The organism is Chitinophaga sp. W2I13 (genome assembly GCF_050434005.1).
In the GTDB taxonomy this organism is placed as follows: Bacteria; Bacteroidota; Bacteroidia; order Chitinophagales; family Chitinophagaceae; genus Chitinophaga.
Genome location: NZ_JBNPWD010000001.1, coordinates 144,969 through 159,692, shown reverse-complemented (window position 1 = coordinate 159,692; position 14,724 = coordinate 144,969). Strand labels below are relative to the sequence as shown.

At 48.5% G+C, this 14,724-nt stretch carries 15 protein-coding genes; 8 read left to right on the top strand and 7 right to left on the bottom strand.

From position 1 onward, the window contains the following. Nucleotides 1-57: 57 nt before the first annotated feature. The 3 genes from QFZ48_RS00565 to QFZ48_RS00555 form a co-directional block, all read right to left on the bottom strand. A complete protein-coding gene (locus QFZ48_RS00565) occupies nucleotides 58-711 on the bottom strand; it encodes a hypothetical protein (protein ID WP_429046546.1) in 654 nt (217 codons plus the stop codon). A 185-nt stretch (nucleotides 712-896) separates the two neighbouring features. Beyond that, a complete protein-coding gene (locus tag QFZ48_RS00560; protein WP_429046547.1) occupies nucleotides 897-1,898 on the bottom strand; it encodes an NADP-dependent oxidoreductase in 1,002 nt (333 codons plus the stop codon). 14 nt (nucleotides 1,899-1,912) lie between these two features. Beyond that, nucleotides 1,913-2,680 carry an SDR family oxidoreductase gene (locus QFZ48_RS00555; RefSeq protein ID WP_429060623.1) on the bottom strand — a complete coding sequence of 256 codons (768 nt, stop codon included), beginning with the start codon at nucleotides 2,678-2,680 and terminating at the stop codon, nucleotides 1,913-1,915. 165 nt (nucleotides 2,681-2,845) lie between these two features. On the opposite strand from QFZ48_RS00555, the gene QFZ48_RS00550 reads away from it, so the two are divergent. Further along, the gene (locus QFZ48_RS00550) at nucleotides 2,846-3,253 is read left to right on the top strand and encodes a winged helix-turn-helix transcriptional regulator (protein WP_429046548.1); all 408 of its coding nucleotides are present in this window, start codon (nucleotides 2,846-2,848) and stop codon (nucleotides 3,251-3,253) included. Nucleotides 3,254-3,321: 68 nt separating this feature from the next. Here QFZ48_RS00550 and QFZ48_RS00545 read toward each other — a convergent pair whose 3' ends face one another. After that, a complete protein-coding gene (locus tag QFZ48_RS00545; RefSeq protein ID WP_429046549.1) occupies nucleotides 3,322-3,675 on the bottom strand; it encodes an ADP-ribosylation/crystallin J1 in 354 nt (117 codons plus the stop codon). 40 nt (nucleotides 3,676-3,715) lie between these two features. Between QFZ48_RS00545 and QFZ48_RS00540 the strand changes: the two genes are divergently transcribed. Together QFZ48_RS00540 and QFZ48_RS00535 are read left to right on the top strand one after the other, a co-directional pair. Next, on the top strand, nucleotides 3,716-4,654 hold the full coding sequence (locus tag QFZ48_RS00540; protein ID WP_429046550.1) for a helix-turn-helix domain-containing protein: 939 nt from the start codon (nucleotides 3,716-3,718) through the stop codon (nucleotides 4,652-4,654). Nucleotides 4,655-4,735: 81 nt separating this feature from the next. Then, nucleotides 4,736-5,455 carry an SDR family oxidoreductase gene (locus QFZ48_RS00535; protein WP_429060621.1) on the top strand — a complete coding sequence of 240 codons (720 nt, stop codon included), beginning with the start codon at nucleotides 4,736-4,738 and terminating at the stop codon, nucleotides 5,453-5,455. Nucleotides 5,456-5,460: 5 nt separating this feature from the next. Here the strand turns inward: QFZ48_RS00535 and QFZ48_RS00530 are convergent, their stop codons facing one another. From QFZ48_RS00530 to QFZ48_RS00520, 3 genes are read right to left on the bottom strand one after another with little or no spacing between them, the layout of a single operon-like run. After that, the gene (locus tag QFZ48_RS00530; RefSeq protein ID WP_370911870.1) at nucleotides 5,461-6,051 is read right to left on the bottom strand and encodes a TetR/AcrR family transcriptional regulator; all 591 of its coding nucleotides are present in this window, start codon (nucleotides 6,049-6,051) and stop codon (nucleotides 5,461-5,463) included. Between the two features lie 49 nt (nucleotides 6,052-6,100). After that, entirely contained in the window at nucleotides 6,101-6,808 is a 708-nt protein-coding gene (pepE, locus tag QFZ48_RS00525) for a dipeptidase PepE (RefSeq protein WP_429060619.1), read from the bottom strand. 33 nt (nucleotides 6,809-6,841) lie between these two features. Continuing rightward, the gene (locus QFZ48_RS00520) at nucleotides 6,842-7,081 is read right to left on the bottom strand and encodes a hypothetical protein (protein WP_429046553.1); all 240 of its coding nucleotides are present in this window, start codon (nucleotides 7,079-7,081) and stop codon (nucleotides 6,842-6,844) included. 321 nt (nucleotides 7,082-7,402) lie between these two features. Here QFZ48_RS00520 and QFZ48_RS00515 point away from each other — a divergent pair, with 321 nt between their 5' ends. The 5 genes from QFZ48_RS00515 (at nucleotide 7,403) to QFZ48_RS00495 (ending at nucleotide 14,710) form a co-directional block, all read left to right on the top strand. Further along, nucleotides 7,403-8,953 (top strand): alpha-N-arabinofuranosidase, encoded by a 1,551-nt coding sequence (locus QFZ48_RS00515; protein WP_429046554.1) that lies wholly within the window; start codon nucleotides 7,403-7,405, stop codon nucleotides 8,951-8,953. A 114-nt stretch (nucleotides 8,954-9,067) separates the two neighbouring features. Further along, nucleotides 9,068-10,741, top strand: a complete 1,674-nt coding sequence (locus tag QFZ48_RS00510; protein WP_429046555.1) for a ribulokinase — start codon at nucleotides 9,068-9,070, stop codon at nucleotides 10,739-10,741. 6 nt (nucleotides 10,742-10,747) lie between these two features. Continuing rightward, nucleotides 10,748-11,446: an L-ribulose-5-phosphate 4-epimerase gene (locus tag QFZ48_RS00505; protein WP_429046556.1), complete on the top strand. Its 699-nt coding sequence runs from the start codon at nucleotides 10,748-10,750 to the stop codon at nucleotides 11,444-11,446. Between the two features lie 10 nt (nucleotides 11,447-11,456). Beyond that, a complete protein-coding gene (araA, locus tag QFZ48_RS00500) occupies nucleotides 11,457-12,935 on the top strand; it encodes an L-arabinose isomerase (RefSeq protein WP_429046557.1) in 1,479 nt (492 codons plus the stop codon). Nucleotides 12,936-13,027: 92 nt separating this feature from the next. Continuing rightward, nucleotides 13,028-14,710: a sodium:solute symporter family transporter gene (locus tag QFZ48_RS00495; RefSeq protein ID WP_429046558.1), complete on the top strand. Its 1,683-nt coding sequence runs from the start codon at nucleotides 13,028-13,030 to the stop codon at nucleotides 14,708-14,710. The last annotated feature ends 14 nt before the right edge of the window (nucleotides 14,711-14,724 follow it).

The following is a 14,724-nucleotide window of genomic DNA, read 5'->3' as shown; positions in this document are numbered from 1 at the left end:
AAAGAGGGCGTCTCAATTATTGAGACGCCCTCTTTGTTTTCAGGCAATTTTTTTCAATTAAAGCGCTTCTTTCAATACCGGCACACTTGTTCCGTTAAAAGCCAGCACGGCAAATTTGCCGTCATTCGCCGTTGTTACCGCCGCAATAGAAGCCGTGGCAAACTGTTTCTGATATACCTGTTCCCCTTCCGTAAAGCCGGTTGGCAGCGGTACCGCTGCGGAATTGGTATTTGCAAATTGCACGCTGAACAGGCGGTCTATTTCCCGCTTATATGATGCCGCCTCCGGTTCCTGATCGATATTAAATATTTTATGGGCAATTGCATCAATAAATGCAAGGTCATGGCGTTTGTTGCCCGTAGTATAAATGCAATAGTAAATGCCGTTGGAATCGTTGCCATATACTTTCTTTGCTACGCACACCGGTACGGAAGCAATATTATTTATCACCTGTTGCTTTGCGCTTTTTTGTATGAGGGCAATGGCTACGATGGAAAGTAATACCAGCGCGCCACAAACCATTGTATAGGTGGAATAACTGTTATCGGTTTTAGACAGGTCGTAGAAAAAATAAAGCGCAAATGCACTAAAAATCAGCACCACCACGGGAAGGAATACTATTTTATGCTGTCCCCAGCTGCCTGCTGCTGCGTAATTTTTTTTCACTGCCGGATCCTGTTCAAGATCGCGTAACATTTGGGCGGTTATCATAATTGAATCATTTACATGGGTTAGAAGCTGGTATTCCAATGTACATCAGAGATGTTGTTACCTTTTGCATTGGCTAACATTCGCTCAAATATAACAGTAGCCGGTTACAAAAACAATGGTCGGGACGAACTGGATAAATTCATGAGGATAGCAACCCGATTGCCGCTAACATTATAAGTGTAATTTTATTTAACCTTGATGACAACCTTGCCTTTTGCGCGCCCGCTTTCAACATAGGCCAGGGCTTCTGCTGTTTTCTCAAATGGAAATACCTTGTCGATAACAGGGCTAATAACACCTGCGTCAATAAGTGCAGCGATCTTGCCTAACTGGTTACCTTCCGCCCGCATAAAAAGAAATGAATAATTGACATGCCGGCGTTTGGCTTTGCCGCGTACGCCAAAGCTGAGCAGTCCCATCACTATTTTCAGCGGCCAGCCCAATCGGAATTCTTTTGCAAAAGCAGGGTCCGGGGGGCCGGATATGGAGATGAGCTTTCCGCCTGGCTTTAGCACCTGGAGAGATTTTTCGAGTGTTTTAGCATCCTGGCTGTTCAACACTACATCATAATCATGCAGGATGCTTTCAAAATCTTCCTTTTTATAATCAATCACCACGTCTGCGCCAAGCGCTTTTACCCATTCAACATTTGAGGTGCCGGTTGTAGTGGCTACAGTAGCGCCGAGGTGTTTGGCCAATTGAATGGCAATGGTGCCTACGCCACCGGAGCCCGCCTGGATGAAAACTTTTTGTCCTTTTTTCAAGCCGGCTTTCTCAACAAGTGCCTGCCAGGCTGTTAGCGCCACCAGGGGGACAGATGCCGCTTCTTCCATGGTTAGTTTTTGGGGTTTGAGCGCTACATCGGCTTCATTGATGGCAATCAGCTCCGCGAAAGTACCAATATGATGATCTGCCGGTCGGGCGTACACTTCATCGCCTACCTTGAAGCGGCTCACTTTAGCGCCGGTTTTTGTGATCACACCTGCTACATCGTGTCCCAAAGTAAGGGGCATTTTGTAGGGGAGAATGAGTTTGAACTCACCATTCTTGATTTTTGAATCCAATAAGTTTACACTGGCAGCATGTACCTGCACCAATACTTCATGTTCCTTTATGATGGGCTCCGCGATTTCACGCAGCTGCAAATTTTCTTTCCTGCCGTAGCGATTTATAATAAATGCTTTCATGTGCGAAGTTTGTGCTATGCTGTTAGAGACTGATACGTCTTTTTAGAATTAATTAAGCCAAAAGCTATTTTCGGGAAAAGCCGGTTGAGTATATAGATCAATTTTGTGTCACCCACGCGGATAGTATATTGGTTCTTTTTGAGTCCGGCTATCAGTCCTTTTACCAGTTCTTCTGTGGTCATTTTCTTATCGTTCCGGGCCGCAGTCATTTCTGTTGCTACCAGTGGTGGCAGCAGTTCAAATATCTTCACCCGGCTGTTTAAAATGCGCAGATGTTCCCTGAGCGACCGGGTGTAAAAAGCCAAAGCCGTTTTAGAAGCGGAGTAAGTAGCTTCGATCAATGATGGTACATAACTAAGTATGGAGGTGGTGTTGATAATGGCTGCTTCCTTTCTTGACTTCAACATATCCATGAACAGATTGTTCAACCGGATTACTCCCACGTAGTTCACATTCATTTCGTAGGCTGCTCCTTCCCAGTGCTGATCATTGGTAAGCCCCAGGTTTAATGGCGGCACGCCAACACCTGCATTATTGTACAGTATATCTATACCGCCAAGATCTTTTATCCGGCTGAATAGCGCAGCTGCGTCACCAGCATTGGCCACGTCGCTGTTGATGGTAATCAGCGCCGGATGTGTTTTTTGGGCAATGTCCAGTTTCTCCTGGTTTCTGCCGGTAATAATGACCTTTGCGCCATTGGCCAGGAATTGCCTGGCTGCTTCCAGGCCGATGCCAGACGCGCCGCCGGTTATCAATACCGTCTTTCCTGCTATGATCATGAGCTTAATTTTTTAGTGTATACCATTTTCGTGAAGCTTGCGGGATTAAGCCCTGTCGCTAAAATTGTTTGTTTCATTTTAGGTTGTTTTGTACCTTTACTTGCATTTTGCAAGTGTAAAGGTAGTCTTTACTTGCAAAATGCAAGTGTTTTTTAAAATATTTTTATGGCTAAAGCAAAAAAAAGGTCGGATTGCCCGGTGAGTTGTTCCCTGGATGTATGGGGGGATAAGTGGTCGCTGTTGATTGTCAGGGATTTATTGATTGCAAAAGAGTGCTCTTACGGCGACTTTTTAAAATCGGCAGAAGGGATTGCGACTAATATTTTAGCCGCCAGGCTGGTGGCGCTGGAGGAAAATAAGATCATTGAAAAATTGGCGCACCCGGATAGTAAAGTCAAAGGGTTGTACAGGTTAACCCGTAAAGGAATTGATTTGCTGCCCGTAATGATTGAAATAAATCTATGGGCGGAAAAGTATTATGCTATACCGGAAGACAGGAAAGCGCAGTTGAAAGCAGTGAAAAAGGATAAGGCCGGATTTATTAAAGCGATGACAAAAAAGTTGGAGAGTTGAGGGGATGAAGTTTTCTTTTTCAAAAAATATTTGCGGTTTCACAAATGGGGCGAGGTAAACGTTGACTTTCATTGTGTGTCCTTATAATACCGCTGCGTCACCTCAATCGTTCCCACAATATTATCATTAAACTCCTCCAACTCTTCCGCCGGTACCCATAACTCGTTATGTATTTCCCCGCCTACATTTTCAACGTTATATCTTTTCAGGAAATCGCTGCTCAAAGAAAATTTGGTAACGAAGCCGGATCCATATGCCGGAACATTCCATTCCACTGATATCTGGATGGCATACGCTTCATTCATGACCGGGTAAAAAATAGGTTGATCCGGTCGCCTGGGTGGGAACCGTTTCCAGCCGGATTGCTCAATCAAAACAAGTTCATCTGGTCCTACAGGGCGATAAAGGGTGGTTAACTCCATTGGTAATATTTATCTACTTTTAAAGAACGAATATAGGCAAATGGCAATGAAAACCAAGCTCAACAAACCGGAAATACCGCAATACGTATTAAACGATTTCCGTCACCTTCACCGGCAGGAGGCAGATACTTCCAGCTTTGGCTATAGTAACCTGGCGCCGGAGAAAAAGATTACCGGCCTGGAAATCTATTCCAGTGAAGGATTGCGGCCGGCGGTTGGACCTTTAAAATCAGATTTCTACCGGATCAGTATTACGCTCAGGGGCAGCGTGGATGTACAGCTGGGACTGGAACAATTTAAACACCGCCCCGGTACTTTGAGCTTTACTTTTCCGGGACAGGTGTTTAGTAAAAGCAATATCAGCGCAGATACTTTCGGCTATTATATTTTGTTTAATGCAGATTTTCTGCAGGAAATTATCCCGGCAGATAAGGTTTCGGAGGAGTTTCCGTTCTTCGATTATGCAGGCGTGCCCTTTATACAATTAGCGGAAACGGAGATCACAGCCGTAGCGGATTTTTGTGCTAAGATCAATGAAGAGCTGCAGCATCACCGGCCGGGATGCGGGAAAGCAATCCGTATGTATCTTTATTTATTACTGCTGGAAGTAAAAAGAAGTTATGTAGCACAGCAGCTCCATTTAACGGCTACGGATACACGAACTACTTACCTGGTGCCCCGGTTTAAGAAACTGGTCAGCCAGCATTTTCTTTCAAAAAAAAGGGTAGCAGATTATGCCGCTTTGCTGGGCGTAACGCCTAATCATCTTAACCGTACCGTAAAAGATGTAACGGGCCGTACGGCCTCAGATGCTATTGCAGATATGCTGGTACAGGAAGCAAAGGCGGTATTGCGGTATACCGATACCTCGGTGGCGGAAATCTCTTACCAGCTTAATTTCAGTGATCCCGCGGGATTTAACCGCTTCTTCCGGGAGCAGACCGGGCAAACGCCGCTGGCATTCCGTAAAAATGCATGATCCGGTTAATACGATGCATGATTCCGGTAACAAGGACCAGTGTTTTATATCTCAACTTTGTGGGTATAAAACAGCAACAATATGTCAGGTACATTTGAAAGTAAAAAAGTAATTATTGCCGGTGGCTCTTCTGGAATAGGTTTAGCTACTGCTGCAATGCTGGTCAAAGAAAAAGCGAATGTAACAGTTACGGGCCGTTCAGCAGCCAAGCTTGCAGCGGCGGCAGAAGAGAACCCCGGTATCCAGGCCGTGGCGCTGGACAGCAACAACCGGGATGAGCTGGATGAGTTTTTCCGGACACAAGGAAATCTTGATCACCTGGTAATTGCGCTGAGTGGGGCCAAAGGTGCAGGTGCGTTTGCAGAGCTGTCGCTGCAAGACCTGCGGGATGGCTTCGAAGGCAAATTCTGGCCGCAGCTGAATACCCTGCAGGCGGCGTTGCCTTATGTGAATAAAGGCGGGAGCATTACATTGATCACCGCTATTTCGGCAGTCAGCAAGGCGCCGGGCGTATCCGGACTGGCGGCTATCAATGGCGCCCTGGAGCTGATGATTCCTTCTATAGCGAAAGAAATACAACCCTTACGCATAAACGCTGTTTCACCAGGCGTGGTAAATACCGCCTGGTGGGACTTCCTGCCGGCAGATACCAAAGCGGATACCTTTCAGCAGTATGCGTCACAGCTGCCCGTTGGCAGGGTAGGAGAACCCGGAGAGGTAGCGGATACGATTCTTTTCCTGATGCGTAATGGTAATATAACGGGAACGGTGATACGTTGCGATGGTGGCTTGAGCTTATAATTTCCTTACACCCGCAGTGCCCTCATGGTCCGCTGAAAGGTTAGCTGCAGCAGTTCATCACTCAGGAAAAAGGGAACGCCGGACATCGTGGAGTTATCGAGATGGAATTTAACAAGGGTATAGAATGGGCCGTAGGCAATGGCCCAGAACACTTCCGGCGGGAGGTCCACTATTTCGCCTTTCTCTGTCGCATTAGCTACAAACCGCCGCATGGCGTTTTTGAAAACAATTTCCGGTGCGTCATCCTGTCTTTTGATCAGCGGGGAGTTCCGGAACTGTTCTGAGAAATGGTAATGCAGCGGGTTGCGTAGTACAAATTCATACCTGTTTTTCCATTGCAGCCATAAACCCGATTCAAAGTTCATGTCGGGGTCAAATCCCCTCATGCTATGCTGTACAAAAGTGGCCACTACTGCTGTATATAACTGGTTCAGCAGGTCCTCGCGGTTGCGGAAATAGATATAGATGGTAGATACCGAAATCCTGGCTGCCCTGGCAAGTTTATGCATGCTCAGGCCATCAAAGCCTTCATGAACAATCATTTCTATGGCTCTTTCCCGGATGATCCACTCTTTATTTTCGTCTTTTGCACGCATGAGGCAAAGATAAAAGAATGGTTGTTCTTTTAAGGGGTCATCCTGATTTTTATTTCAGGTGGACGAGAGAGCTGCCTGCGGGCAGTTCATAAGGATCTTTGCCAGCTTCAAAGATCCTGGCGCTCAGCGTGCCTTTAAGGGTTAAAGTATCGCCATGGGCGTAGATCCAGCTGCCTTCCCTCAGCCCCAGTACCGGCGTGGTATTTTGGGTATGGTATTCTTTGATGCGTGTTTCCCGGGTTTCGCCCATATGCTGGGAGCCGGGCAGTGGGTCCAGGTAGTGCGGGTTAAGGTTGAAAGGGATCAGTCCCATTGTTTCAAAACTGGGTGGGTACACAATGGGCATGTCGTTGGTGTTTTGCATGGTTACGCCCCCGATGTTGCTGCCGGCGCTGCATCCCAGGTAAGGAGCGCCGTTGTTCACTGCATCGCGGAGTACCTGCATCAGTCCCAGCTCATTTAATTGCTTCACCAGCAGGAAGGTGTTGCCGCCCCCCGTAAAGAAACCCTTCGCATTTTTGATGGCTGCAGCGGGATCCTCAAAGGTGTGGAGCCCGCGCACGCGTATACCGGGTTCTTCAAAGGCCGCCGCCGCCCTGCTGGTGTAATCGTCGTGGGAAATGCCACCCGGACGGGCAAACGGAACAAAAACAATTTCCGCTACGCCTGCATACAACACTTTGATGGCAGGTTGCAGATAAGCCAGGTAGTTTTCCCCAAACAACGTGGAGGTACTCGCCAGTATAAAATGCCTCATAATAAAAAAATTAAACAAAGGTAATTCTTCCGGCTAAATTCTCCTGGTTACCGTATTGGTGGCTGCAGGTGTACGTGTCACCGCGCCGGCGGGTACAACCGTACTGTCTTCCTCAATGTCCACCGGCAGGGAATCTGCCGGCATTATCATATGTTGTTCTGTTGGCAGGGCAACAGTATCTGCCGTTACCTTTTTTTCGGGAGATGGAGCTGGCACACAGCCCGCAAATAATAACAAACAAAGGGACAACTGTTCCAGGTTGGTGAATGGCATAAGAATGGTTTGTACAGTATTTTACGCAAATATCGAAATTCCGCTGTGAATTGAAAAGCTGCTGCGGTAAATTAATAGCCCGAATATGACAGCCGGCAAAAACCACCCATTTCGCTGCCATGCCCGTGGTAAATCCGCACTATCCTGATGATTTCTATCTTTCCTGAAAAAAATATTTACTGGAAATAAGCCATAGAATGGCCTCCTGCTGCCTTTAAAATGTTTTTTTTACTGTTTTAATTGTAAATGTGACAATTATTTTGTTCTTTTGAATTGTCGCAGCAAAACAGTGCTGCCGGTCCTGATTTTTAAAACCTCGTTATGAAAAAACAATATCGTTATATCCGTACTGGTATCCTGGGCCTTTTGCTTTCCACGCAAGCAACGCAGGCACAAAATACAGTTACCTTTCGTCCGGATGCGCCAACTCAAACTATCAACCGCAATATCTATGGTCATTTCGCAGAGCATCTGGGAAATTGTATCTACGGCGGGTTTTATGTGGGAGACAGTTCCCACATCCCCAATACCAACGGGGTACGTAAAGATGTGATTGCCGCATTGCGTAAAATGAAAATTCCCAATCTACGCTGGCCGGGTGGCTGCTTCGCAGATACCTACCATTGGAAAGACGGGATAGGTCCGAAAGATAAACGGCCCACTATCGTAAATACCTGGTGGGGAAACGTAACGGAAGATAACAGTTTTGGTACGCACGACTTCCTCAACATGTGTGAGGAGCTGGGTGCAGAACCTTACCTGTCCGGCAACGTGGGCAGCGGCACTGCGCAGGAGCTCTCCGACTGGGTGCAGTATACCAACTTCGCAGGTAAAAGTCCCATGTCTGACCTTCGTCAGCAAAACGGCCGTAAAGAGCCCTGGAAGGTACGTTACTGGGGAGTAGGCAATGAAGCCTGGGGTTGCGGTGGTAATATGCGGCCGGAATACTACGCCGACCTTTACCGCAAGTTTGCCACCTTCATGCAAAGCGACTGGAAAAACGCGCCTCTCTTCCGTATTGCATCCGGCGCCAGTGATGGCGATTACAACTGGACAGAAGTGCTCATGAAAAACATCCCCGCGGGTTTACTCGATGGTGTTGCCCTCCATCATTACTCTTCCGTGGATTGGAACAATAAAGGAGATGCGGTTGATTTCACAGAGAAACAGTATTTCGCTACCATGAAATCAGCCCTGCTGATGGATACGCTGATCAGCAAACATACCGCGATCATGGATAAATATGATCCGAAGAAAAAGATAGCGCTGCTGGTAGACGAATGGGGCGGATGGTATAACGTAGAAGGGGGAACGAATCCTGGCTTCCTCTTCCAGCAGAACACCATGCGCGATGCCATGATTGCCGGCGCCACCCTGAACATCTTTAATAACCACTCCGACCGCGTGCGCATGGCCAACCTCGCGCAGGCTATCAATGTACTGCAATCCGTTATCCTTACCAAAGGCGACAAGATGGTACTTACACCCACTTACTATGTAATGGAGATGTATAACATACACCAGGATGCTACTTTAATCCCGGTGGATATTCACTCCAACGACTATACGTTCAATAACGAGAAACTGCCTGCAGTGTCTGCTTCTGCTTCCAAAGATAAAAACGGCGTCACGCACATTTCCCTCGTAAACATTGATGCCCATAAAACGCAGGAAGTAACGCTGGATACCCGCAGCCAGGCTTATAAATCTATCAGTGGCAGACTGCTGGCCTCCGCCAAATTGCAGGACTATAACAGTTTTACAAAGCCGGATAATATTAAACCGGTAGACTTTAAAGGCGCCTCACTGAAAAATAATACTGTCAGCGTAAAGCTGCCTCCTTTCTCAGTAGTAGTGTTGGAGTTAAAGTAACGGATAACGGCGCGGTGGGATATTGGCTGAACTGGAATCCAGCCGGTATCATTTCTACCCGCCGTCATTCGTAATTTTTTACCTTTTTTTATAAGTGTCAATATAACGTTCAATATGAATTCATCCTGGGTAATAGGGGTAGACTACGGTACCGATTCGGTACGTTCTATCATCGTAGATGTGCATAACGGGAATGAAATCGCCTCGGCAGTATTTTATTACCCGCGCTGGAAAGACGGCCTGTACTGCAATGCGGCCCAGAGCCGGTTCCGCCAGCACCCGTTGGATTATGTGGAAGGACTGGAAACCACCATCCGGCAATGCCTGCAACAGGCCGGCCCCGGAGCTGCCGCCAATATTAAAGCTATTTCGGTAGATACCACCGGTTCCACACCGGTAGCGGTTGACGAAACCGGTACGCCACTGGCGCTTACACCGGCCTTTCAGGATAACCCAAACGCCATGTTTGTGTTATGGAAGGATCATACCGCCCTGAAGGAAGCAGCGGCGATCAACGCCACTGCCGCTACATTTGAAGAAAATTACCTCCGCTTTGTGGGCGGCATTTATTCATCGGAATGGTTTTGGGCAAAACTGCTGCATATTCTTCGTGCAGACGAAGCCGTTAGAAACGCCACTTACTCCTGGGTGGAACATTGCGACTGGATACCATTCCTGCTTTCCGGAGGAAAACATGTCAGCCAGCTGAAACGCGGCGTTTGCAGCGCAGGGCACAAAGCGCTGTTTGCAGCAGAATTCGGCGGCCTTCCGCCGGATGCATTCTTCTCCGCCATTGACCCGTTATTACAGGGATTCACACAACGGCTCTTTACAAAAACATACACCTCCGGCGAAGCCGCAGGTCATCTTTGCCCCGAATGGGCAGAGCGGCTGGGGCTTCCTACCAGCGTAGTAATAGGCATCGGTGCGTTTGATGCGCACATGGGTGCGGTAGGCGGACAAATAGAGCCCTACCACCTCAGCAAGGTAATGGGCACCTCCACCTGCGATATGCTGGTGGCGCCTATGGACGAAATGAAACATACACTGGTAAAAGGTATCTGCGGACAGGTACCGGGTTCTGTAATCCCCGGTATGATGGGCATGGAAGCAGGGCAATCGGCCTTTGGTGATGCGTACGCCTGGTTCAGTAACGTACTGGCATGGCCGTTACAGCACCTCCTGCCGTCGTCTTCCCTGATTGATGCAGAAACTGCCGCTAAACTGGCGCAGGAAACTTCCGCCAGGATGATCGTTGAACTGGCAAAACAGGCAGCACAGATCCCGCCGGAAGAACACAGTGAATTGGGTATCGACTGGCTTAACGGCCGCCGTACACCAGACGCGGATCAGTCGCTCAAAGGTACACTCACCGGCCTGAACCTCGCTACAGACGCACCGCGTATTTTCCGCACTGTAGCGGAATCTACCTGCTTTGGCGCCAAAGCCATTGTAGAAAGATTTGAAAGGGAAGGCGTTCCTGTAAAAGGATTGATAGGCATTGGCGGCGTAGCCAAAAAGTCGGCGTTCATCATGCAGATGATGGCCGATGTGATGAATATGCCGATCCGTATTCACCGCTCCGAACAAACCTGCGCCCTCGGCGCCGCCATGTTTGCCGCCACCGCAGCAGGATTGTTCAACAGGGTGGAAGATGCGATGGAAGCAATGGGACAGGGATTTGAAGTTACCTATCACCCGGATAGCCAACGCGCTGGCATATACGAAAACAGGTACCAGAAGTATAAAGCATTAGGCGCATTTACTGCCGCCATCACCATTGACTAATTTTGTATGCAACAGTATCAACATATCCGGCAGGCAGCATACGAAGCCAATATGCAACTGCCCGCATTGGGACTGGTCCTCTTCACCTTCGGGAATGTAAGTGCAGCAGACCGGCAGCTGGGCGTGTTTGCCATCAAACCCAGTGGTGTTCCCTACCCGGAACTATCTCCCGAAAAAATGGTGATAGTGGACTTCGATGGTAAAACAGTAGACGGGCAATTGCGGCCTTCTTCTGATACCCTCACCCACGCGGTATTATATAAGCACTGGGAACACATTGGAGGTATCGTGCATACGCACTCCACTTATGCTACCGCATGGGCGCAGAGTCTGCGCGATATTCCCATTTATGGCACTACGCACGCCGACCATAACACCGTGGATATTCCCTGCGCCCCGCCGATGTCTGATGAAATGATTGCCGGTGACTATGAATACCAGACCGGCTTCCAGATCATGAATGCATTGACGGAACGAGGACTTAGCTACGAAGATATTGAAATGATCCTGGTAGGAAACCATGCGCCCTTCACCTGGGGCAAAACTCCCGCCAAAGCAGTTTACAACAGCGCCGTACTGGAATCAGTGGCACAAATGGCGTATCTCACGGAGTCGATTAACGGGAATGCACCACGACTGAAAGATGCGCTGATCCGGAAACATTTTGAACGTAAACACGGCCCCAATTCCTATTACGGGCAATAAACCAAGCAACATGATTAATCTGAAGAATTTCGAAATCTGGTTTGTAACCGGCAGTCAGCACCTGTACGGAGAAGAAACATTGAAACAGGTAGCCGCACACAGCCAGGAAATTGCCGCCTCCCTGCACAAGGATACACGCATACCCGTTACGGTGGTTTACAAACCCACTGTAAAAACACCGGACGAAATTTACGCCGTATGTATGGAAGCCAATGCTGCTCCTAACTGTATCGGGGTAATCACCTGGATGCATACTTTCTCCCCGGCTAAAATGTGGATCCGTGGCCTGAAAGCATTATCCAAACCTATCTGCCACCTGCATACTCAATTCAACCGCGATATCCCCTGGAGTGAAATAGATATGGACTTCATGAACCTGAACCAGAGCGCTCATGGCGACCGGGAGTTCGGATTTATGATGAGCCGCATGCGGATGAGCCGCAAGGTGATCACCGGCCACTGGCAGGATCCGGAAGTACTGGAGGAACTGGGCGCCTGGGCAAGGGTAGCCGCCGGTTGGCACGACTGGCAGGGAGCACGGTTTGTTCGTTTCGGCGACAACATGCGCTTCGTGGCGGTAACCGATGGCGATAAAGTAGAAGCAGAATCCAAACTGGGCTTCTCCTGCAACACGCATGGCATTGGTGATCTCGTAAGTGTGATCAATGGCATTTCCGATGGAGCAGTGGCCTCCCTGGTAAAGGAATACGGAGATGCATATACGATATCTTCCGCACTGCTGCAGGACCCTGCGCTGAAAGATGCGGCCCGCATAGAACTCGGATTAAAAGCATTCCTGGAAGACGGGAACTTCAAAGGGTTCTCCGATACCTTTGAAGACCTGCATGGTATGATACAACTGCCGGGCATTGCAGTGCAACGCCTGATGAAAGCCGGTTACGGTTTTGCCGGTGAAGGCGACTGGAAAACAGCCGCATTGGTGCGGGCCATGAAAGTAATGGGCAGCGGTTTAAAAGGTGGTAACTCTTTCATGGAAGATTATACCTATCATTTTGACCCGTCTAATCCAATGGTGCTCGGTTCCCATATGCTGGAGATCTGCGAATCCATTGCAAGCGGAAAACCATCCTGTGAGAAGCATCCGCTGGGCATAGGAGGGAAGGCAGACCCGGTAAGACTGGTATTCAATTCCGCGGCAGGACCAGCGATCAACGCTTCACTGGTGGACATGGGCAACCGTTTCCGCCTGCTCGTAAATGAGGTAGAAGCAGTGGAACCGCCGAAGGATCTGCCAAAGCTGCCGGTAGCCCGCGTGTTATGGAAACCTTATCCCGATATGAAAAAAGGCTGCACCGCCTGGATACTGGCTGGTGGCGCGCATCATACCTGTTACAGCCAAAACCTCACCTCCGTACATATGCAGGACTTTGCAGAAATGGCGGGTATTGAACTGGCACTGATAGGGAAGAACACCGACCTGCGTGAGTTCAAGAATGAACTGCGCTGGAACGATGTATCCTATAAATAATTCCACCTGCCGGCGGGAGGCGCTTAAGCACCACCGCCGGCTGCTTTATAACTTGCCAACTTCTTAAAGCAAAAGCTAATAAACTGCCCGTTATGCAAAACATCCTTTCCACCGGCGATATACTCGTCTTCATTACTTATTTCATTATTGTTTCCGTATACGGTTACTGGATATACAAACGAAAAAAGAAAACCGAAACGAATACAAAAGACTTCTTCCTCGCTGAAGGAACCCTTACCTGGTGGGCAATCGGGGCATCCCTGATTGCATCAAATATTTCTGCAGAGCAGTTTATCGGCATGAGCGGTGATGGTTATTTTGTAGGTATTGCAGTAGCAGCCTATGAATGGGTGGCTGCAATAGCCCTTATCATCATTGCCGTCTGGTTTATTCCCATCTACCTGAAGAATAAAATTTATACCATGCCGCAGTTCCTGAAAACGCGGTATAATGAAACGGTAGCGTTGATCATGGCTATCTTCTGGTTATTTCTCTATGTGTTCGTTAACCTCACCTCCATTTTATACCTCGGCGCACTGGCCATCAATGGCCTGCTGGGAGGCGAATACCTGCATGTGGTGATGATTGCGCTCTCCATATTTGCCATCATTATTACACTCGGCGGTATGAAGGTAATCGGTTATACAGATGTGATCCAGGTGGCGGTATTGATTATCGGCGGACTGGCCACCACTTATATGGCCCTCACGTTGGTGAGTGAAAAGTTTGGCCTGGGACACAATGCCCTGGCTGGCTTCAATGCCCTCATGAAGGATGCGCCGGATCACTTTCATATGATCCTGGCAAAACCGGATGCCAACTCTTCGCAGGACTATATCAACAAATACCTGGTGCTTCCGGGGATCCTGATGTATGCCGCCGGTCAGTGGATCGTGAACCTCAACTACTGGGGTTGCAACCAGTATATCACGCAACGCGCACTGGGAGCCAATCTGCAAACTGCCCGTAACGGTATCCTCTTCGCGGGCTTACTGAAGATCATGATGCCCATCATCGTCATGTTGCCGGGTATTGCGGCATATGTGCTGCAGAAAAACGGACACCTCCCTGGCCTGGCCAGTAAAGATGGCGCTTACGCAGCGATCCTCGGCTTTTTACCTTCCGGGTTGAAAGGCTTATCCATAGCGGCATTAACTGCTGCTATTGTAGCTTCCCTGGCGGGTAAGGCCAATAGTATCTCTACTATTTTTACCCTGGATATATACCGTAAATATATTAAGAAGGATGCCTCTGAAGCAAAACTGGTATGGACTGGTCGCATCACCGTAGTAGCTGCCATGTTGCTGGGCATCCTCTTTACCTGGAACGATTTGCTGGGTATTGGCGGTGAGGGCGGATTTACCTTTATCCAGAAATATACCGGCTTTATCAGTCCGGGCGTATTTGCCATGTTCCTGTTGGGTATGTTCTGGAAACGCACTACCGGCGCCGCTGCTGTAGCAGGGATTATCACCGGGTTTACGCTGTGTGTGTTCTTTAACCAGTTTGCACCTGCCGTACTTGGACATGAAACAATTTTCTATACAGCCTATCCAAATGGTAAAGGCGGTTACGAAATTCCTTTCCTCATCTGTATGGGACTGGCCTTTATGTTTACCATGATCGTGATGATCGTTATCAGCTTCGCAGGACCAAAAGTAAATCCGAAAGCCTTTGTACTTGATAAGGCTATGTTCAAAATTACCCCGGCAACCACTGTGCTGATCGTAATAACATTGTTGTTATTATCCGCGCTGTACATCCGCTTCTGGTAAGCGAAGGTTGTCTT